At 63.0% G+C, this 19,970-nt stretch carries 17 protein-coding genes; 11 read left to right on the forward strand and 6 right to left on the reverse strand.

Annotated elements, in window-relative coordinates; genetic code table 11:
- Nucleotides 1–133: 133 nt before the first annotated feature.
- From GN234_RS02490 to GN234_RS02500, 3 genes are all read right to left on the reverse strand, one after another.
- A complete protein-coding gene (locus tag GN234_RS02490) occupies nt 134–1,084 on the reverse strand; it encodes a PDR/VanB family oxidoreductase (protein WP_109754174.1) in 951 nt (316 codons plus the stop codon).
- Nucleotides 1,081–2,166 carry an aromatic ring-hydroxylating oxygenase subunit alpha gene (locus tag GN234_RS02495; protein ID WP_116832494.1) on the reverse strand — a complete coding sequence of 362 codons (1,086 nt, stop codon included), beginning with the start codon at nt 2,164–2,166 and terminating at the stop codon, nt 1,081–1,083. The genes GN234_RS02490 and GN234_RS02495 overlap by 4 nt, the downstream gene beginning before the upstream one ends.
- A gap of 137 nt (nt 2,167–2,303) precedes the next feature.
- Nucleotides 2,304–3,209, reverse strand: a complete 906-nt coding sequence (locus GN234_RS02500; protein WP_163858529.1) for a LysR substrate-binding domain-containing protein — start codon at nt 3,207–3,209, stop codon at nt 2,304–2,306.
- A gap of 159 nt (nt 3,210–3,368) precedes the next feature.
- Between GN234_RS02500 and GN234_RS02505 the strand changes: the two genes are divergently transcribed.
- From GN234_RS02505 to GN234_RS02545, 9 genes are all read left to right on the forward strand, one after another.
- Complete coding sequence (locus tag GN234_RS02505; RefSeq protein WP_176687773.1) at nt 3,369–4,493, forward strand: NAD(P)/FAD-dependent oxidoreductase; 1,125 nt, start codon at nt 3,369–3,371, stop codon at nt 4,491–4,493.
- The gene (locus tag GN234_RS02510) at nt 4,483–4,812 is read left to right on the forward strand and encodes a (2Fe-2S)-binding protein (RefSeq protein WP_116832492.1); all 330 of its coding nucleotides are present in this window, start codon (nt 4,483–4,485) and stop codon (nt 4,810–4,812) included. Before GN234_RS02505 ends, GN234_RS02510 begins: the two co-directional genes overlap by 11 nt.
- Entirely contained in the window at nt 4,805–6,178 is a 1,374-nt protein-coding gene (locus tag GN234_RS02515; protein WP_176687774.1) for an FAD/NAD(P)-dependent oxidoreductase, read from the forward strand. The genes GN234_RS02510 and GN234_RS02515 overlap by 8 nt, the downstream gene beginning before the upstream one ends.
- Nucleotides 6,175–6,525, forward strand: a complete 351-nt coding sequence (locus tag GN234_RS02520) for a RidA family protein (RefSeq protein WP_176687775.1) — start codon at nt 6,175–6,177, stop codon at nt 6,523–6,525. The genes GN234_RS02515 and GN234_RS02520 overlap by 4 nt, the downstream gene beginning before the upstream one ends.
- Before the next feature lie 144 nt (nt 6,526–6,669).
- Entirely contained in the window at nt 6,670–7,452 is a 783-nt protein-coding gene (locus GN234_RS02525) for an ABC transporter substrate-binding protein (RefSeq protein WP_109754167.1), read from the forward strand.
- 80 nt (nt 7,453–7,532) lie between these two features.
- Entirely contained in the window at nt 7,533–7,949 is a 417-nt protein-coding gene (locus tag GN234_RS02530; RefSeq protein ID WP_109754166.1) for a GlcG/HbpS family heme-binding protein, read from the forward strand.
- A gap of 237 nt (nt 7,950–8,186) precedes the next feature.
- Complete coding sequence (locus tag GN234_RS02535; protein WP_176687776.1) at nt 8,187–9,023, forward strand: AraC family transcriptional regulator; 837 nt, start codon at nt 8,187–8,189, stop codon at nt 9,021–9,023.
- 54 nt (nt 9,024–9,077) lie between these two features.
- Nucleotides 9,078–9,680 carry a LysE family translocator gene (locus tag GN234_RS02540; RefSeq protein WP_109754164.1) on the forward strand — a complete coding sequence of 201 codons (603 nt, stop codon included), beginning with the start codon at nt 9,078–9,080 and terminating at the stop codon, nt 9,678–9,680.
- A gap of 153 nt (nt 9,681–9,833) precedes the next feature.
- A complete protein-coding gene (locus GN234_RS02545; protein ID WP_176687777.1) occupies nt 9,834–14,942 on the forward strand; it encodes a dermonecrotic toxin domain-containing protein in 5,109 nt (1,702 codons plus the stop codon).
- Here GN234_RS02545 and GN234_RS02550 read toward each other — a convergent pair.
- Both GN234_RS02550 and GN234_RS02555 read right to left on the reverse strand, forming a co-directional pair.
- Complete coding sequence (locus tag GN234_RS02550) at nt 14,937–15,887, reverse strand: class I SAM-dependent methyltransferase (protein ID WP_176687778.1); 951 nt, start codon at nt 15,885–15,887, stop codon at nt 14,937–14,939. The genes GN234_RS02545 and GN234_RS02550 overlap by 6 nt on opposite strands.
- Nucleotides 15,888–15,975: 88 nt before the next feature.
- Entirely contained in the window at nt 15,976–16,659 is a 684-nt protein-coding gene (locus GN234_RS02555; protein ID WP_116834227.1) for a murein L,D-transpeptidase catalytic domain family protein, read from the reverse strand.
- A gap of 162 nt (nt 16,660–16,821) precedes the next feature.
- Between GN234_RS02555 and GN234_RS02560 the strand changes: the two genes are divergently transcribed.
- Complete coding sequence (locus GN234_RS02560) at nt 16,822–18,384, forward strand: L,D-transpeptidase family protein (RefSeq protein WP_176687779.1); 1,563 nt, start codon at nt 16,822–16,824, stop codon at nt 18,382–18,384.
- A 2-nt stretch (nt 18,385–18,386) separates the two neighbouring features.
- Here GN234_RS02560 and GN234_RS02565 read toward each other — a convergent pair whose 3' ends face one another.
- On the reverse strand, nt 18,387–19,016 hold the full coding sequence (locus GN234_RS02565; RefSeq protein WP_176687780.1) for an NAD(P)H-dependent oxidoreductase: 630 nt from the start codon (nt 19,014–19,016) through the stop codon (nt 18,387–18,389).
- Between the two features lie 82 nt (nt 19,017–19,098).
- On the opposite strand from GN234_RS02565, the gene GN234_RS02570 reads away from it, so the two are divergent.
- Nucleotides 19,099–19,722, forward strand: a complete 624-nt coding sequence (locus GN234_RS02570) for a TetR/AcrR family transcriptional regulator (RefSeq protein ID WP_109754159.1) — start codon at nt 19,099–19,101, stop codon at nt 19,720–19,722.
- Nucleotides 19,723–19,970: the final 248 nt, after the last annotated feature.

A 19,970-nucleotide genomic window follows, 5' to 3' on the forward strand; every position in this document is an offset into this window, starting at 1 on the left:
ATGACTGCTGGATTTGTGACCCACCACAGACCCCCTGTGGGAGCGAGCCTGCTCGCGAAAGCGGTGGGTCAGTCACCCTCGATGCTGCAGAACCGACGCCATCGCGAGCAGGCTCGCTCCCACAATGCCGGTGTTAGAGGTCCAGTACCAAGACTGGTGTCCTGGACCTGGAACAACACGGTGTGAACTGGTCGTTGCCGGCCTGTTCCGCCTCGGTCAGAAACATGTCCCGATGTTCCGGTACACCTTCCAGCACACGCGTCAGGCAGGTGCCGCATACACCTTGCTCGCAGGAAATCGGAATCTCGATGCCATGGCTCTCCAGTACCTGCACCACACTGCGGTCCGCCGGCACCTCGAACACTTGGCCGCTGCGGGCCAGCTTGACCGAAAAGCTGCCATCGGCGCGGGTATCGGTGGGGGCGGCGGCGAAGTATTCGCGGTGCAGGCAGGCTTCTTGCCAGCCCTGGCTCTTGGCTGTGTCGAGGATGTGCTGCATGAAACCACCGGGCCCGCACACGTAGAGGTGCAGGTCATCGCCGGGCGCGGCCAGGACCCTGGCGGCGTCCAGCTGGGTTTGCGGTTCTTCATCGAAATGCAGGAATACCCGGTCGGCGTAAGGGGATTGGCGCAGGCGCTCGACAAAGGCCGCGCGGTCCCGGGCGCGGGCGCAGTAATGCAGCTCGAACGTCGCACCGCTCTGGGCCAGGTGCTCGGCCATGCACAGGATCGGCGTAATACCGATGCCACCAGCGAACAACAAGCTGCGCCGGGCTTGCGGGGCGAGGGCGAACAGGTTGCGCGGTTCGCTGATGTGCAAGCGCATGCCTGGCTGGATCAGCTCATGCAGGCTGCGCGAACCACCGCGGGACGCCGGATCCTTGAGCACGCCGATGAGGTAGCGATGCCGTTCCTCGGGATGATTGCACAGCGAGTACTGGCGAATCAGCCCGCCGGGCAAATGCACGTCGATATGGGCGCCGGCGGTGAAGGCCGGCAACGGCTCGCCATCGACACGCGTCAGCTCGTAGCTGCAGATGTCGAGGGCTTCGTTGTGTCGCGCCGCGACCTGGACTTCGATCATGGCCGCTGCTCCGCCACTTGCGGTTGATGGCTGCTGGCGATCAAACCGGCCTGTGCTTCCCGTTCCCGTGCGATCCAGCGCTCCAGCACCCGACGGGACTGCACACCACCGGCATCGATGTTGAGCTTGAGCAAATTGCGTTGCGGATGATCCAGCAGGTTGCGCTGTTGGCGCTCGAGCATTTCCAGGTCTTCGCTGAAAATCTTGCCTTGGCCTTCGCGAATGGACGCGGTAAGGGCTTCATCCTGCGGTTGGAAATGTCGCGCCATGCCCCAGAAATACCAGATCGAGGTCTCGGTTTCCGGCGTGATGAAATCCACCACGATGCTCGATGCCTTGAATTGCGGCGCGGCGTGATAACCGCCGTTGCCGGCATGGGCGACACCCACTTCGATCAGTACATGGCTGGGCGGGGTGAAGCGGCAGATCTGCCAGCGGTCCACCGGCACATCGTCGGCCAGGTTGTTGCCGCGCAAGGCCATGCGCCAGAACGGCGGGGCCATGATGTTTTCCATGTGCCGGGCGGTAACCACTTCGTCACCTTCGACCGTGGTCACCGGCGGTGCCTCGTCGATCTCCTTCTGGCCGATGCTTGAGGCATGGACGTAGGTTTCGTGGGTCAGGTCCATCAGGTTGTCGATCATCAGGCGATAGTCGCACTGGATGTGGAACAGGCCTCCGCCATAGGCCCATTCATCGCTTTCGGCCCATTCCAGATGATGGATCAGCGCCGGGTCGGCCAGCGCCTGGTCACCAGGCCAGACCCAGATGAACCCATGCCGCTCCTGGACCGCAAAAGTCTTGTTGCAAGGGAACCCTCGTACCCGCTGCCCTGGCATCTCGACGGTCTTGCCGTCGCTGCCCATCACCAGACCGTGATAGCCGCACACCAGGTTGCCGTTTTCGACATAACCCAAGGAGAGCGGGGCGCCGCGATGAGGGCAGAAATCTTCCACGGCCGCGACCTTGCCCTCATGCCCGCGGTAAAAAACCATCTTCTCACCGCAGATCTGGCGACCCAGGGGGTTGTCGGCGATTTCATCGGGGGTGCAGGCAACGTACCAGGCATTTTTGGGGTACATGACGGATCTCCAGGCGGATGTTGTTCTTGTCTGTGGATCCATTAACTCTCTTAACTAATTTGCTTGTCAATTGTTTTGCTGGATTTGTGGATGATTGGTTATTTAGTGGATCCATTGATGCTGAATCGACGATTGCATCAAAACCGATAGGCCGCCGGCACCTGCGCTTCGATAAACCGCTGCATGTGCTCCAGAAAACTGGCTTGCAGCCTGGAAACCGGCCCCTGGATGGGCAGGAGCATGCTGAAGTCCATTTCTATCGCCGGTTCGAAGGCCCGGAAGACGATGCCCTGGCCCCGGTACTCGACAGCACTGATGGCATCCACCAGCGCCACGCCCAGACCTTGTTCGACGAACGCGCACATGGGCAACGAGAGCTGGGTTTCCAGGCGCAGCTCACGGTCTACGCCATGGGCGGCGAAGATGGCGTCGATGTGTTGGCGTGAGGCAATCGCCTGCGGGTAGGAAATGAACGGTTCGCCCTGCAGATCCTCTGGACGGATGGTTGCCTGGTCCTGCAAGCGATGGCCGGCCGGTAGGGCGCAGAGCATGCGCGTTGCCAGCAATTTTTCGGCGCGGGGGCTCGGGTAAGTGTTGGGCAGCACGATCAGGCCCAGGTCGCAGCGCTGGCCCACCACCAAGTCCACCACTTCCCGGGACGAATGCACCACCAGCGATATCTGTACTTGATCGTGTTCAGCCATGAACGCGGCAATCGCCCGGGGCACGAATGACAAGCCCATGGCCGGTGCGCAGGCAATGTGCAGGGAGCCGCGCTTGAGCGTGCGGATGTCCTGGGCGGTCCGCGCAATGCGTTCCACGCCCAACAACGAGCGCTGCACTTCCTGATACAGGGTCATGGCCTCGGCGGTGGGTTGCAGCCGCCCCTTGACCCGGTCGAACAGGCTGAAACCGATGTCCTCTTCCAGGCTGGCGATCAGCCGGGTCGCCGCGGGTTGCGAGATGTGCAGCATTTCGGCGGCGCGGGTCACGGTCTGGCCCAGGATCACGGCGCGAAAAGCTTCCAGTTGACGGAGGTTCATAGTGCGCTTCCAGTCCATAACAAAAAGACATGAGATTGCCAAAATAAAGCATTTTTCAAGAGATTGTCATCGCCCTAGGATCGTCCACAACCGCTTTAACCAGCCACAGGGCCGGCACTTTACTAAGTGTAAGGCATCAAAAGCAGCGATAAGAGAGCCATGCAAAAAACTGATGTCATTGTCGTGGGGGGCGGCCTGGTGGGGATGTCCATCGCCTATGGGCTGGCCTTGCTCGGGCGCCGGGTGAGTGTGCTCGATGAAGGCGACGATGCCATTCGCGCGGCCCGAGGCAACTTTGGTCTGCTTTGGGTCCAGGGCAAGGGCTACCGCATGAGCCCATATGCGCAGTGGACGCGGGAATCGGTGGCGCTCTGGCCTCGGTTCGCCAAGGCGTTGCAAGCCGATACCGGCATCGACGTCCATTTGCGCCAACAGGGTGGGTTCCAGTTGTGCCTGAGCGATGGAGAAATGGCCGAGGAAAGCCGTCGGCTGGGTTGGCTGCGTGACGCCTTTGCCGGCAACTACCCCTTTGAATTGCTGGACGCTGCGCAACTACGCACCCGCTTGCCCGGTATTGGGCCAGACGTGGTGGGCGGCTGCTTTTCGCCCATGGACGGCCACGTCAACCCGCTCAAGCTGCTTCGCTCGCTCTACGCCGCCTGCCAGGCGCGCGGGGTCAAACTCATTAACGGCCATCACGTCGATGCTATCGACGCGGGTGCCACGGGCTTCGAACTGCGGGCTGGAGACCAGCGCTGGTCTGCTCGCCAGGTGGTGCTGGCCGCCGGCCTCGGCAATCGGGCGTTGGGGGCCAGGGTGGGGCTGGACGTGCCGGTGCAGCCAAACCGGGGGCAGATCCTGGTCACCGAGCGGCTTGAGCCATTTCTACAGTACCCCACCACCTATGTCCGCCAGACCGATGAGGGCACGCTGCAACTGGGCGATTCCCACGAGTCAGCGGGCTTCGATGACGGCACCGGCAGCCAGGTCATGGCCGCTATTGCCCGGCGCGCGGTGCAGTGTTTTCCACGGTTGGGCCAGGTGCGCCTGGTGCGGGCCTGGGGGGCGCTGCGGGTGATGAGTGCCGATGGCTTTCCGATCTACGAAACGCCCCAGGGCTGCCCGGGGTTGTCGATTGTCAGCTGCCACAGCGGCGTGACGCTGGCCGCTGCCCATGCCTTGCGCCTGGCGCCGTGGATCGCCGGCGAATTCGATGACCCGGCGGTGAAGCCATTCGGGCTGCAACGTTTCAACCCGCAAGCAGAGGTGCGCCATGTCGGCTGACAGCCTGTTCCGGCCGCTGATCTTGGGAGATCACAGCGTGCAAATCGAATTCGAAGGCACGCCGCTCACGGTGCCCGCCGAGGTATCCCTGGCTGCGGCCCTGTTGGCCTGCGGCATTCGCCACACCCGCGAGAGCGCCATCAACGGTCGTGCCGGTGCGCCTTATTGCATGATGGGGGTGTGCTTCGAATGCCTGGTGGAGGTGGACGGACAAGCCAATACCCAGGCGTGCCTGGTGCCGGTACGTTGCGGCATGCGCGTGCGTCGCCAACGCGGAGCCGCTTGCCTGGCACCGTGGGAGGAGGGCGGCGATGAATAACGCAGTCATCGACCTGATCATCATCGGTGCTGGCCCGGCGGGAATGAGCGCTGCGCTCGAAGCCAGGGCTCATGGCCTGTCAGTGGTCGTGCTGGATGAACAGGCCAGCCCGGGCGGGCAGATTTATCGCCAGGTGCTCCAGGCTGACGTACGCAGCCGCGCCGTGTTGGGTGACGACTATGTTGCCGGGGCGAAATTGGCCGCCGACTTTTTGCAATGCGGTGCCCGCTATCTGCCTGGCGCGGCCATCTGGCAGGTGACGCCGCAGCGTCAGGTGCACTACTTGGTCGAGGGGCGCGCTGAAGTCTTGCAGGGGCGCCACCTGTTGATCGCCACCGGGGCCTTCGAGCGGCCGATGCCGATTCCCGGCTGGACCCTGCCGGGCGTCATGACCGCCGGAGCCGGGCAGATCTTGCTCAAAAGCGCGGCCATGGTGCCGGCCACGCCAGTGGTGCTGGCCGGCTGTGGTCCATTGCTCTACCTGCTGGCGGTGCAATACCTGCGCGCCGGGATCGCCCTTGAGGTCCTGGTGGACACCAGCCAGCGAAGCGATCTGCTGCGGGCCTGGCGGGCAATTCCCGGTGCGCTGCGCGGTTGGCGCGACCTGCTCAAAGGGCTGGGGCTGCTGGCGGAGCTCAAGCGTGCCGGCGTTCGGCATTTTCGCAGCGCTTGCAACTTGCGGGTTGAAGGCACGGACCGGGCCTGCGCCTTGAGCTTCGACAGCCAAGGCCGCTCACAGCGCATTCACGCCGATTTGATCCTGCTGCATCAGGGGGTGGTGCCGAACACCCAGATCAGTTGGTCGTTGCGTCTGGAACATGACTGGAATGAACAACAATTGTGCTGGATTGTGCGCCGCAATCAATGGGGTGAAAGCAGCGTGCCGGGCATCTTCATCGCCGGTGACGGTGGCACCATCGGCGGGGCCCGGGTGGCGCAACTGGAGGGGCGCCTGGCTGCGTTGGCAATCGCTGGCCAGTCCGCGCAAGCGTCTTCCCTGCAACGGGCGTTAGGCCGCGCCCGCGCCATACGGCCGCTACTCGACATCCTGTATCGCCCCGGCATGCAAAATCGCATTCCCGCCGACGACGTCACGGTGTGCCGCTGCGAAGAAGTCAGTGCTGGCGACATCCGCCGTCATGTCGACCTGGGTTGCCTGGGCCCCAACCAGACCAAGGCCTTCGGTCGTTGCGGCATGGGCCCGTGCCAGGGGCGCCAGTGCGGTCTGAGCGTCACTGAAATCATCGCCGAACACCGCCAAGTATCACCCGCCGAGGTGGGCTATTACCGCATCCGTTCACCCCTCAAACCTATCACGCTCGCCCAATTGGCCGGCGAGCGTCTCTCCGTCGAGGAACCCACATGAGTATTCAACGCATCGAAAGCAACCCACGCCTGAGCCGCAGCGTCGTGCACAACGGCGTGGCCTGGCTCAGCGGCGTCGTCGCCACCGACTGCAGCCAGGACATCCAGGGCCAGACCCGTCAGGTGCTGCAACGGGTCGATGAACTGCTCGCCGCGTCGGGCAGCGACAAGCACAGGCTGCTCAGCGTGCAGATCTGGATGAAAGACATGGGGCGGGATTTCGCCGCCATGAACGCGCAGTGGAGCGAGTGGGTCGATGCCACGCAGACGCCAGCGCGAGCCACGGCCCAAGTGGCCTTCGATGACCCTCAGATTTTGCTGGAGCTGATTGTCACGGCGGTGGTCTGAGGCCGTCGGCCGGATCACCGTTGTGCTGTCACCGGGCAGGCGACCGCCAGAGTCATCGCCCGGGCTTGTTCACATTGCTGCTGCCATAACGGATGACTTCTATGGAGCGTCCGGAATCAATAACATCGCATCTGGAGCAACTGAATGAACGTTAAACGCATCGCCCTGAAACTGGGTCTCGTCTCGCTGCTGGCTTTCGGCGCGAACCTGCAAGCCGCCGAGTCATCGCTGCGCATCGGCATCGAGGCAGCTTACCCCCCCTTCGCCTCGAAAACCCCGGACAACACCATCGTCGGCTTCGACTACGACATCGGCCAGGCGTTATGCGCCGAAATGAAGGTCCGTTGCATCTGGCAGGAACAGGAGTTCGATGGCTTGATTCCGGCGCTCAAGGTGAAAAAGGTCGACGCGGTGATTTCCTCCATGTCCATCACCCCCGAGCGGTTGAAGTCGGTGGACTTCAGCGACCGTTACTACCGGATCCCGGCGCGCCTGGTGTTTCGCAAGGGCAGCGGTATCAACGATATCCCGGCCCAGCTCAAAGGCAAGCGGATCGGGGTGCAGCGGGCGACCAACTTCGATCGTTATGTCACTGATCACTTTGCCCCGGCGGGCGCCGAGGTAGTGCGCTATGGTTCGCAGAACGAAATATTCCTCGACCTGTTGGGTGGGCGCCTGGACGCGACCATGGCCAGTTCGGTGGTGATCGACGAGAGCCTGCTCAAGCGTCCGGAGGGCAAGGACTTCGAATTTGTCGGGCCCAATTTCACCGAGGAACAATACTTCGGCACGGGCATCGGCATTGCGGTACGCAAGAACGATGCGTTGGCGAGCCGTTTCAATCAGGCGCTGGCGACCATTCGCGCCAACGGCACGTACGACAGGATTCGCCAGAAGTACTTTGATTTCGATATCTACGGCGAGTAAATCTCGGGGTGTTTTCGGCCCGCAGACATTGGCTTGCGGGCTGTCTTACCGGCTTGTTGCGGCACAACACGGAGTGATCCATGAAAACCAAAGCGGTACTCACTGAACAGGACGTTGAGCAATTGCTGGTGACGGCCAAGAAACTGGCGCACCAGCGTCAATGGGCGGTGTCGATCTGCGTGGTGGACGACGGTGGTCATCCCCTCGGGCTGTCGCGCCTGGACGATGCCTCGCCGTTATCGGCCTATATCGCCACCGAAAAAGCGCGCACCGCCGCCATGGGCCGGCGCGACAGCAAGGTCTTCGAAGACATGATCAACGGTGGCCGCTACGCTTTCCTCAGCGCCCCGCACCTGCAAGGCATGCTCGAAGGCGGCGTGACCATCCGCCACGACGGCCAGTGCATCGGCGCTATCGGTGTGTCCGGCGTCAAGGCCGAGCAGGATGCCGAACTGGCTCGTTTGGCGGTGGAGGCGGTGATTACTCCGGATGCCTGAGGCTTCGGTCGAGTCGCGAAGGCGGCCTGACAGCCGGCCTGGTTCTTGGTGGGACCGCGTTTCTCCTGTGGGAGCGAGCCTGCTCGCGATGGAGGTGGGTCAGTCAACAAATGTATTTACAGACCCGAACGCTTTCTCGAGCAAGCCCGTCTCCACCAAGGTTTGCACAAATCTTCCAGACACGCGCCTCATCAGCAGTTAATCTGCCAAGAGCACATCCACTGAACGGGACAGGGCATGACCGCGCGCAACTGGATCGATCTCAAGCAGGACGCCACGTCCGGCATCGAGACCGTGCGCGCGCATTTCGAGGGGCATGCCTACGATCCCCATTGGCATGACGCCTATCTGGTGGGCGTGACCGAGCAGGGCGTGCAGCAGTTTCATTGCCGTCGCCAGCAGCACAACAGCACGCCGGGCAAAGTGTTCCTGCTTGAGCCCGGCGAGCTCCACGACGGCAATGCCCCTCACGCTCAAGGGTTTACCTACCGCACGTTGTACCTGGAGCCCCACTGGCTGGAGCGCGAGTTGCGCTCCTTGTTCGATGTGGCGCCAGACAATGCCCAGTTGGGGTTTGCTGCCACCCTGACTGACGATGCGCGGCTGGCGAATGCCACGGCCTTGGCCTTCCAGAGCTTGCATGAGCAGGAGATTCGCATCGTGCGCCAGACGGCCCTCGATACCCTGTTGGCCAACCTGACCCAACACCTGCAATGGCGCGCACGGATCAACCCCGACCCGCGCCTGCCATTGGTGGCGCAACAGGCCCGGGATTATCTGCACAGTCACCTGAGCGAAGACATCGGCCTGGATGACCTGGCGCGGGTCACCGGCGTGGATCGTTTCCGCCTGACCCGGGCGTTCAAGGCGGCTTTCGGCCTGGCGCCCCATGCCTATCTGATCCAGTTGCGCCTGGCCCGCGCCCGACGTCTGCTGGCCTGTGGCGAGAGCGCCGTGGCGGTGGCGACCATGCTCGGTTTTGCCGACCAGAGCCACTTGGGCCGCTGGTTCCAGCGCGCCTACCGTTTGAGTCCGGCGGACTACCGCAAGCGCTGCTCAATTGTTCCAGACTGACCACGCCTTCGTGGGGATGATCAAGGCATCGATCATCCACCGAGACGTTGCTCCATGGACCAGTTACTGCCGTTTGCCTTGTTCGCCTTTGTCGCCTCCATCACCCCGGGCCCGACCAATATCCTGGTACTGAGCCACAGCTCGCGCTTCGGCCTGGCAACCACCGTGCCGATCATCCTCGGTGCCTGCGCCGCGGCGGCTTTGCTGGTGTTGCTGGTGGGCACGGGATTGGGCGATTTACTGGCGCGCCACGCTACGGTGCAGACCGCGCTTTCATGGGCGGGCATTGCCTGGTTGAGCTGGATGGCCTGGCAGATTTTCAGCGCCCCGGCCCAGGCCATCGACCCGGATCGGCCGGTCGAAGGCCCGCGTCTGGGCCTGGCAGGGGCCGCCGGATTGCAGTTGGTGAACCCCAAGACCTGGATGATGGCGTTGGCCGTGGTCAGCGTTTTTGCCGGCGCCGAGGCCGACCGTACCGTGCGGGTACTCTGGCTGTCCCTGGCGTTTTTCGCCATTTCGATTCCATGCATGACCGTCTGGGCTTATCTGGGGCTTGGTGCGGCCCGGTTCTGTCGTTCCGCCGTAGCGATGGGGCGGTTCAACCGGGTCATGGCGGTGATGCTGCTGGTGTCGGCGTGGTTGACGTTGGTGATGTAGCTGCGACGTACCTTTATCACCCCGGGTACCGCAATCCCTTGCAACGGTTGGACGGTATCAAAACACAGTTGATTTGGAGAGCATCGGCCACGCCAGAACCCAAGGTGTTTTAGCGCTCGAACCAACAAACGACCCCAAGGAAGGAGGTCCAGCATGTCCACTCAAGATACCCACATCGATTTTATCCAGGCCAGGTTGCCCGTCTGGTTGAAGCGGGCCACACGGGCCCAGCAGAGACGTTTCAAAGTGCTCAGCCGGCAATTGCAGCGCGACAGTGATGCGCTCAATGCACTGCTCACCGACCTGCCGGGGCCCTATGCGTTCACCCTCGATCGGCTCAAGACCCAGCCGCAAGTACAGGATTGGAACCAGGTGATTGGCACCGGCACTGTGGCGGATGCGGTACGCCGGGCCAAGGTCAGGCGAAGTTCCTTCATCACCGACCCCTCGCTGTCGGTGATCGAGGCGGCCATGCGCAATTACCCTCCCGCCGACGCGGTTGTCGGCAGCGATTTCGATAACAAGGGCGAACTTTTCATCCAGGGCCAGCGAGGGGAGTTCTCTCTAGGGGACGCCTCGTCGGACACCGCGACACTGGCCACGACCCCGGCCAGTTTCGCCAGCCTCTGTCGCCGCATGGATGTGGGCGGAGCCTATCGACAGTTGCTCGAACACAAGATGCCTCGTATTGCCAATGAGGTGCCCGCGATTGCAAAGGCCTACATGGCGTACGCACGCAGCCAGCTCGCCTATGACGCCTACGAAGCCAGGCTGGATGGGCGCCTGGATGAAACCGGTGAACGCTTGCTGGCCCACGTGGGCGTTCATCTTGAAGAGCGGCCCGTCGCTTCCCTTGCCTGCGAGGTCAAGGTGCTGGAGTTGCTCTCGGCGCCCTTGTTCGGTGTGCGGGTGTACTGGGGGCTGAAGGGCGACGTCCATGGCGTTCGCCCGATCGTCTTGCACATGCCCCATGACACCGTGGCGCCGCTCAAGCAGTTCCCAAGCCTGCAGGCGCTGTCGGCGGAGCTCACCGAACGGGTGCGCAAACGCCGCTATCGCCAGGGCCTGATGCATTACCTCCCGTTGCGTCTGCAGACCAGCCTGGGCACGGCGCTGCACGATCAAGTGGAGTGGACGGTGACGGACAACCTCAATCTCTTCCAGGAAATTTATGCGCGCATCACCGGTTGGCGCGAGGGTGAGCGGGGCGAGGATGGCAGCCACCGACGCATCCGGATACCCACGCCCAAGGTGGCCTGGGGCCTGAAGGACCTGCGTGAGGACCATTGGCACGCCTGCTATCACGAGTGGCGCGGCCACGCCCTGGCCAACGCCTCGGCGCTGATGGTCCCGACGCGGGACCAGGACTGGCGCGCGCTGCTGGCTCGCATCGACTATTGGGAGAGTCTTATCGAGCGTTCGCTGATGGTCGCCGCGACCTTCTTCCCGTTTTGCGCGCCTATCGGCATGACCGCCGCGGCGGTCGGTGGCGTGCGCCTGGTGTACGAAATCTTCGAAGGCATTCAGGCATTCAATGAAGGCCACGCGCAAGAAGGGATCGAGCATATCTTCAACGTGCTGTTCGGGGTCGCTCAAGGCGCTTACCTGGGATTCGTCGGTGGGGCCATTGAACCCATGCCGGTGAGTGACGGCACTACGCGCCTGTGGAATGGCGACATCAGTGCCTTCGAAGCGCAACGCTTGCCCCCCGTGGAGGCCGAGCAGGACGCCTGGGGTGTCTGGCGCACGACAGACGAGGCGTGGGTGCGTATCGAGGACCGCTATTTCGAAGTGCAGGGCAGCAAGGACGCTTTGAACCTGCGCCTGCCGGCCGGGCACCGAGGTGTGAGGCCGCCGCTGGAGTGGAGCCGTGCCCGCGGCTGGCAGTGGGCCCATCGCAATCCGTTGCAGCGAGATAGCCTGGCGTTGTTGCGTGCCTTTGCCGAGACGCCCGCCGAGCTGAACGACAACGCGCTCCTGGCCTTGCAACGGCAGGTTGGCATCAGCGAGGCGCACCTGCGCTACCTGCAAGTCGAGGGCCAACCGATGCCGGCGATATTGGCCGATGCCTTGGATGAGGCGCGGAACTGGCAAGGGCTGCGGCAGGCCATTGGACGCCTGCGCCGGGGCGAAGCGCCGGGGGGCACGCATTTTCGCATCGCTCAGACCCTCGTCGATCTACCGGGATGGCCCGAAGGCTTGACGTTGCGCTACCACGATGGCGTGAGGCTCTACCCGGTGGGTGACATCGCCGACACGCGCTTCTTGTTGTTGAGCAAAACGGACCTGGAGCACGACGCCTGGGCGGCCCGCATCCTGGGAAACTTGAGCATGGACGAGCAGAGTGTGCTGCTCGGGCAACGCAGTTTCGGCCTGCTCCCGTTGGAGCGCAGTCGCTTGTTGGCCGGACGCTGGGCCGGGTACCTGGAGCGCAATGCCACGCGGGTGAGCGCGGCCATGGCTCGTCACATCGGGCGCGATCCCTTGGCCGTTGCGGTGACCCGGACTTTTCCGAGTCTGACCGAATCCATCGCCAACGAGCTGGTCCACGAGATTTCAGGTCATGATCGGTTGCGTTTGCTCGAAGGCAAGGTGAGCGAGAACCTGGGCAAACAGTGTGCCGAAGCCTTGCGCGAGCTGCGCCTGACTCGTGCCCTGCGTGCCCTGGAGCGCGGCGAAAGCACCGTGGATCGTGACCGCATCGTCATCGGCCTGCTGGGCAATGCGTCCCGGTTGCAAGGCCGCGTGCATCTGCGTCTTTGGCTGCGCGAGCTGCACGACCCGATAACGCTGGGGAAGGATGGCCCCTTGAAAACCATTCGCCAGGAAGGCGAAAAATATCGCCCCTTTGACGAAACCGGCGAAGAACTGGCAGGGGCCATGAGCCTGGAGGACGCGCTGCTGAGGGCATTGTCGGACGACGCGCGCCAGGCGCTGGGCCTGAATATCTGGGAGGCGGATAAGCTTCGGACCCAATTACTTGCACAGGCCCTGGATGATCGGCAAGGCCTGCGCCCCTATCTGTCGATGAGGCGCCAGGGCAGCGTCGGATCTCGGCCGCAATGGTTGAACGGGCACTTGGTATATCCCCTCAGCGGTCGTGGCAGGCTACCGCTGCAAGTCTGGCGCGGCAGCCTGGAGCAGCGTCTCGAGCGGCTCTATCCCAGCCATGGAGGGCAAAGTCTCGCACAGCTACGGGCGAGCCTGACCGAACAGGCCGAGCGCCAAGGCATCAGCCTGGGCGAGTTGGTCGGCCAGTTGGAAAACGAATGGACCACGTTGGACGATGGACTGCGCCAGTGGGTGGACCATGAAGGTTTCCACCATCCCAACGAACAGCAGCACGACCGTGAGACCCTGGTTGGGCAACGCCATGCCATCGCCAGGGAACTGCGCCGTGCCTGGCAGCGTACACCTGATCCGGGACAGGAGGGCAGCGAACTGGCACTGCGCCTGAGGTCTTTCGACGTGGGCCGGTTGCCCCCCATCAGCGCGCGTTTCGAGCATATCCGCTCGTTGGTGCTGAGCCATATGGCCCTTAGCGAGGACCCGTCGGACTTCCTGAGGCTGTTCCCCAACATCGACACGTTGCACCTGACGGGCAATCAGCTCACCACGATCCCGGTGGCGGCAGGCGAGTTACGTTTTCTAGTGGAACTGTCAATGGACAGCAATCCGCTCCATCTGAACGAGAATGTCTTCACGCCGTTGACCGGAGTTGAACCCGCTAGCCGTATATGGACCCTGGGTCTGTCAGGGATCAGTAGCGGCCCGGAGACGGGAACCAGTGCGCAGGTGATCGCTGCCATTGACAGCCTGGCCGCGCTGCCGGAACTGCGGGAAGTGGTATGGGCCGATAACCTGCATTTCACGCCCGAGCAGTTGCAGGCGCTGACCCGGTTGCCGGATTTGCGAGCGCTGGAGCTGTCGCGCTGTGGCCTGCGCCTGGATGAGGAGGGCAGTGCGTTTCTGCGTACCGCGACGCGTTTGGAAGACCTGCGCCTGAGCGAAAACAGCTGCAGGGACCTGCCCGACTTGCCGGAGCTTACGAACCTGTCCGAGCTGGAACTGGCCAGGACCGGACTCGATCGGGTGCCCGCATTGGCATTGGCGGTGCTCTCCAGGCATTCGTCCGATGGATTCGTCCTCGATCTTCGAGGCAACCGCATCACCAATATCCAGGATGACTTGCTGCCCTTGCTCAACAGCTTGCCAGATCGGGACTCACCGGACATATGGCTTGATGACAATCCATTATCCAGTGTTCAGATCCAGGCCCTTCGCGCCATATTTCCCGAGTCTTTCCAGTACACCGTCGATGACTGGCTCTACATTTCACCGAACCTGCAGAGAGCGCTGGAAGTCGCCCGCGACGATCCCGGGATGCGGAATTTCATCGACTGGTTCTCCGCCGGCATCCGCAACACCGATGCCCAGACGCCTGTCGGGTTGTCTTTCGGTGATCGCCGGCGGGCGGCCGCCGTCTTGCAACACTACATCGGCTACCAGAACACTCACGACCCACTCCCGATGCTGGTGGGCGATTTCGACCAGCAGCTACGGCAACTGCGCACGCGCCTGCAAGCGCGCATCCTGGACCGGCACACGCCAGACCTTGCTGAGCTGGAGATGCACTTTTCGTTGTTCGAATCGGTGATGCGCGCTCGTCTCGCTCGACAAGGCGTGCCTTATGCCAGTTTCATGGCCGAGCATTACGCCTATTGGAACCATACCCTGACGGAGCGCTACCCCGACCTGGTGCAGCGCCAGGCGTACCTGACCCGGGAGGCGTTCATCGACTGGCTCAGCGATGCCCAGGACACCTTCAACAGCAATGACCAAACCCCGCGAGTGGGAGAAATGACCTGGCGACCGTATCTGGGGTTGATGTCCCGGGAGTGGTCCGAAGGACTGGCTTTCTGGGAAAGGCTGGATGACGACCTGGTGGACGCCTTCAGCGCACCGGTGAGTCCGTCCCGTTGGCCGCAAGTGATGCTGGACAATCTGGTGCAGCCGGACGCCCAGCTACCCAGCCCACTGGAATCCGTCACCCAAGGCGACCGGATCGTCTGGCGCCGCGTGGGGCTCGAGGCCGTGGCGGATGTGGATTGGGCAGCAGGCCGGCCGGTGATGCTCACCGAAGACCAACTGCGGCGGACCATGGCGATCTACCGCTCGGTCAAGAGCCGGGAGATCGAGTCGCTGGTGCGCAGGATCACCACGAACCTGGTCAGCGCGTGGTGGGCACCGGGATCGCTATAAACCAGGCGCCGTGGCCTTGAAGATCAACGCCTTCAGGCCACACTCGGGGTCGATGTCCGGAAATTCCGGCGGATTGTCCAGGCGCGCTTCGAACACCAGCCCGGGCGCTTCGCGGATCACCCCATCGATAAGGAAATCCGGGCCGGTGGCCGGATCGTTGCTGCAAGCCAGGACCGTGCCGTCGGCGGCCAGCAGTTCCGGCAGGCGGCGCAGGACCCGCTGGTAGTCCTTGGTCAACAGGAAACTGCCTTTCTGGAAGGTTGGCGGGTCGATGATCACCAGGTCGTAGGGTCCGCTGTTGATCACCTTGCCCCAGGATTTGAACAGGTCGTGGCCGAGGAAACTCACCTGGCTCAAGTCATGGCCGTTCAAGCGATGGTTGTCGCGGCCACGACTCAAGGCCGCGCGGGACATGTCCAGGTTCACCACATGCCGGGCGCCGCCGGCGATGGCCGCCACCGAAAAGCCGCAGGTGTAGGCGAACAGGTTCAACACGCGCTTGCCCTTGGCGTTTACCCGCACCCAGTCGCGGCCGTAGCGCATGTCGAGGAACAGGCCGTTGTTCTGCTTTTTGCCCAGGTCGATCCGGTAGCGCAGGCCACCTTCAGTCAGGGTGCATTCATCGATGGGCTGGCCCACCAGCCATTGGGTGAGGCTTTGTGGCAGGTAGCGGTGCTGCATCGCTAGCGTATGGGCCTTGCTGTGCTGCCAGGCCGGCGACGTGGCGAGCGCCAGTAGCATTGCGTTCAAATCGTCCAGATGCGTGGGGTCCGGTTCCTTGAACAGCGACACCAGCACTATCCCTTGCAACCAGTCGACAGTGACCTGTTCCAGGCCCTGCCAGCAGCGCCCGCGGCCATGGAACAGGCGACGGGTTTCTTCGGGCACTGATTCCAGGGCTGTCAGCAAGTGGTCGTGAAGGGTTTGAAGGGCTACGCAATTCATTCAGGCAACGCCAGGGATTCGAAAGGCCGGCATTTTAACCTGTGGCGAGGGAGCTTGCTCCCGTTCAGTTGCGCAGCAACTGCCTGTTTCAACCTCCACTGGTAGCCAGAATACTCGCCACCTGTTGCGGCTGACAATTGAGATAGGCCGAACGCTTGAGCCAGCCCGGGTCCGGGTACCAGGAAAACATGAACTGGCCGCCCTTGAGCTTGTCGATCACCTGGCGTGCCACCTGCGGGCGCACGGCCGGGCAACCCTGGCTGCGTCCGATGCGTCCCTGGCGCGCGCTCCACAACGGGTTCACGTAGTCGGCGGCATGGATCACGATCGCCCGATCACGGGCCAGGTCATTGAAGCCCGGTTCCAGGCCGTCCATGCGCAGCGAATAGCCGTGGGTGCCCTGGTAGCTTTCCTGGGTGCGAAACAGGCCCAGGCTGGATTGGTAACTGCCCAGGCGATTGGAAAACTGCGTGGCGAAGTTTTCCCCGGATTTCTGCCCATGGGCCACCAGGTCACGCAAGACCAGCTTCTTCTGGCGCAGGTCGAAGATCCACAGGCGACGGGCCGTGGAGGGCTGCGAGTAGTCGATGACCGCCAGGTGGCGGGCCTGGCTGGCGCCATTGGCGACCGCGCACTGCATGGCGCTCAAGGCACTTTTGAGTGCCAGGGGATTGAGTTCCGGCGCTGCCTGGGCGAGGCTGTGATAAAGCGTTTGCGGCTTTGCCTTTTTTTCCGCCAGCGCCGGGCTGCAAATGACGCCCAGGCCCAGCATGACCAGGCAAAGTCGGCGCAAAAAGCCCTGTACAGGCGAAGCATTTCCAGCGTGGTGTTCGTTCGCGGCATCCCGTCCGGTTTCGTTTGTCTGCATGATGGCGGGTCGTACCTGTCGCAAAATTCACCGTCAACGAGACGGCCATGGATTGGAGTAAAGCAGTTGTTCAAAAAGTCCGCATGTTACCTGAGCCTTTTATTGCTCACTGCGCCATTGGTCGCGACAGCCGAAGACAGTGATCCGGCACTCGTGCAGACCACACTGGCACAACTGGCGGTCGCGTGCCCGGACGTCGCGGCGGGTGCCAGCTTTCCGACGGTGCTCGACTTGCAGGCGTTCTATCAGCAAAACGCAGGCCAGGAAGTCTGGTCGGACGACGAACGACGGGGGGCGTTGCAGGTCCAGTTGCAGCAACTGGCCGATGACGGCTTGGATCCGGCCCGCTATAACCTGCCGGTCGCGGGCACAGCCCAAGGTCCTCATTGCGCCGACATCGCCATCAGCCAGCGCTATCTGCAAGCCTTGCATGACCTGCGTTTCGGTTACCTGCCTCAAGACCGGCTGGAGCCGGTGTGGAAGGCCAACCCACCGCCACAGGATCACCCGGCCGTGGTGCTGGCGATCGCCGGGCTGGGCCGGCAGAATCTGGCCGATGCCTTTGAACAGGCACGGCCGAACCTGGACCTCTACCGCAACCTGCGCGGCCTCTATGCCCGACTGCGGCAACAACCTTTAGCCGAATGGCAAGCGGTGCCGGGCGGGCCGTTGCTGCAACCGGACAAACAGGACGCCCGCGTACCTGCCCTCGCTCAACGACTGTTCAACGAGGGTTACCTGAGTACGCCGCCGCAGGTGAGCGACGAGCACTACAGCCCCATACTGGTGGAGGCGATGAAGAGTTTCCAGGCCCAGCATTCGTTGCAGGCCGATGGCGTGGTGGGACCGTGGACCGTCACCGAGCTGAACATCAGCCCGGCCATGCGCCGCGAGCAGTTGCGCATCAACCTGGAGCGCATGCGCTGGCTGGCCCAGGACGTGGAAAACGACAGTGTCCTGGTCAACGTGGCCGCGGCGCAATTGACGGTCTACCAGGGCGGCGCGCCGGTCTGGCAAACCCGCACCCAGGTGGGGCGTGCGCAACGGCAGACGCCGTTGCTCAAATCCCACCTCACCCGCCTGACGCTCAACCCGACCTGGACCATTCCGCCGACCATCATGCGTGAAGACAAACTGCCCGAGATCCGCCGAGATCCGGAGTTTCTCAGCCGCCACAACCTGCGGATCCTCGATGGCGATGGCTTGCCGTTGCTGGCGGAGGATATCGACTGGGAGCACCCGGGCAACCTCATGTTGCGCCAGGACCCTGGTCCGAAGAACCCGTTGGGCAAAATGGCGATCCGTTTTCCCAATCCGTTCTCGGTGTACCTGCATGACACACCGAGCCAAGCGTTGTTCAGCAAGGGCCCGCGAGCTTTCAGTTCAGGCTGCGTGCGGATCGAGCAAGTGATGCACCTGCGCGACCTGCTGGTCAGCCCCGCCGAACGGGCACGCACCGACACGTTGCTGGCCAGCGAGGCGACCCATGAATTCAGGCTGGCCCGGCCCGTGCCGATCCTGCTGGGCTACTGGACGGCACAAGCGGACAGCCAGGGCCAGGCGGTGTACGTCCCGGATATCTACGGGCGTGACGCGACACTGTCTGCCGCCCGTGGTCGCGCGCTCTGAGCTCAGGCGCATGCCGTCGCGGGCGCGTGGGTGGTTTCGTCGAGCGTGGCGAACAAGCGCTGGCCGATAGCGTCGGCGGCCTGCAGATGCTGCTGCGGATCGGCGGTTTCCGAGTCGAACAGAAGCTGGGAACTCACCACCCGGGCGCCGCAATAACCGAAAATGCCATGGTCGATCTGCGTGGTCATCGCCTCACCGTAGCCGTGGCGCTGGAAGCTGTCGGCATCGGCACCACCGACGCCCACCAGATGGACCCGCAAGTGCTGCAGCTTCTGGATAAACGGCTTGTCCAGGCTGAAATCGAACGCCCAGCTGTTGGAAAACACCCGGTCGATCCAGCCCTTGAGCAATGCCGGCATGGACCACCAGTAAATCGGGTAGACCAATACCAGCGCGTCGGCACGGTCGATTCTGGCTTGTTCGGCCAGCACATCCGCGGGCGGCAAGGCCTCGCGGTGGTGGACGGCGTGGTCGGCAAAGCTGAAGCGCGGTTCGAAGCCTTCGGCGGCCAGGTCGGCGATCTCGAACGTATCGACGGGGTTGGCTCGGGTGATGCCTTCGGCGATTTTCCCGGCCAGGCTGTGGGTGAGGGAGCGCGGATCGTGGTGAGCCACAACGATGAGTGCATGCATGGCGAAACTCCTTCTGGTCACGAGGTCTGGAAGACCGGTATGCTTAAGTTACGCTTAGTAAGTTACGGTTGGTAAAGTTAGCATGTCAAGTACCGAAGAACATCCGCAGTCTTCACCTCGTCGCCGTTTGTCCCGGCATGACCGCCAGCGACAATTGCTCGATGTCGCCTGGCGACTGGTGCGGGAGGAGGGTAGCGATGCCCTGACATTGGCCCGGCTGGCGGACCAGGCGGGGGTGACCAAGCCCATTGTCTACGACCATTTCATTACCCGGTCCGGGTTGCTGGCGGCGCTTTACCAGGATTTCGACGCCCGTCAGACCGCATTGATGGATGCGGCCCTCGACGCGAGCGAGGCCACCCTGCAAAGCCGCGCGGCGGTAATCGCTTCTTCCTACGTCGAGTGCGTGCTGTTGCAAGGCCGAGAGATTCCCGGGGTGATCGCAGCACTGACCAGTTCGCCGGAACTGGAGCGTATCAAGCGCGAGTACGAGGGCATTTTCCTCGACAAGTGCCGCGCCGTGCTGGAGCCGTTCGCCGGCACGAAAGGCATCACCCAGGCCGGCTTGCGGGCGATGCTCGGGGCGGCGGAAGCACTGTCCAATGCCGCCGCGACTGGGGAAATCAGCGCTGCCGAGGCAAAAGAAGAACTGCTGGCCAGTATCGTGGCGATGGTGGCCAGGACCGCCGATAACCCTTCAAGTTGACCCACCGCTATCGCGAGCAGGCTCGCTCCCACAGAGGATCCCGGATGCATGCGGATCCTGAGGTCAGCAAAATTAACGGTGGGAGCGGGCTTGCTCGCGATAGTGCAGCCCGGTCAACACCTCGGTTCAGGATTGGTCGGGGGTGTTCGAACGACTGCACTTTTATGAAGCCGCAGGCAGGGTGATCGCACCATCGCAAGGCAGTGGGTGGTGCTTGGGAAAGGGGGGCGGGCGCCGGTCGGCTTGTG

The organism is Pseudomonas bijieensis (assembly GCF_013347965.1).
Lineage (GTDB): Bacteria > Pseudomonadota > Gammaproteobacteria > Pseudomonadales > Pseudomonadaceae > Aquipseudomonas > Aquipseudomonas bijieensis.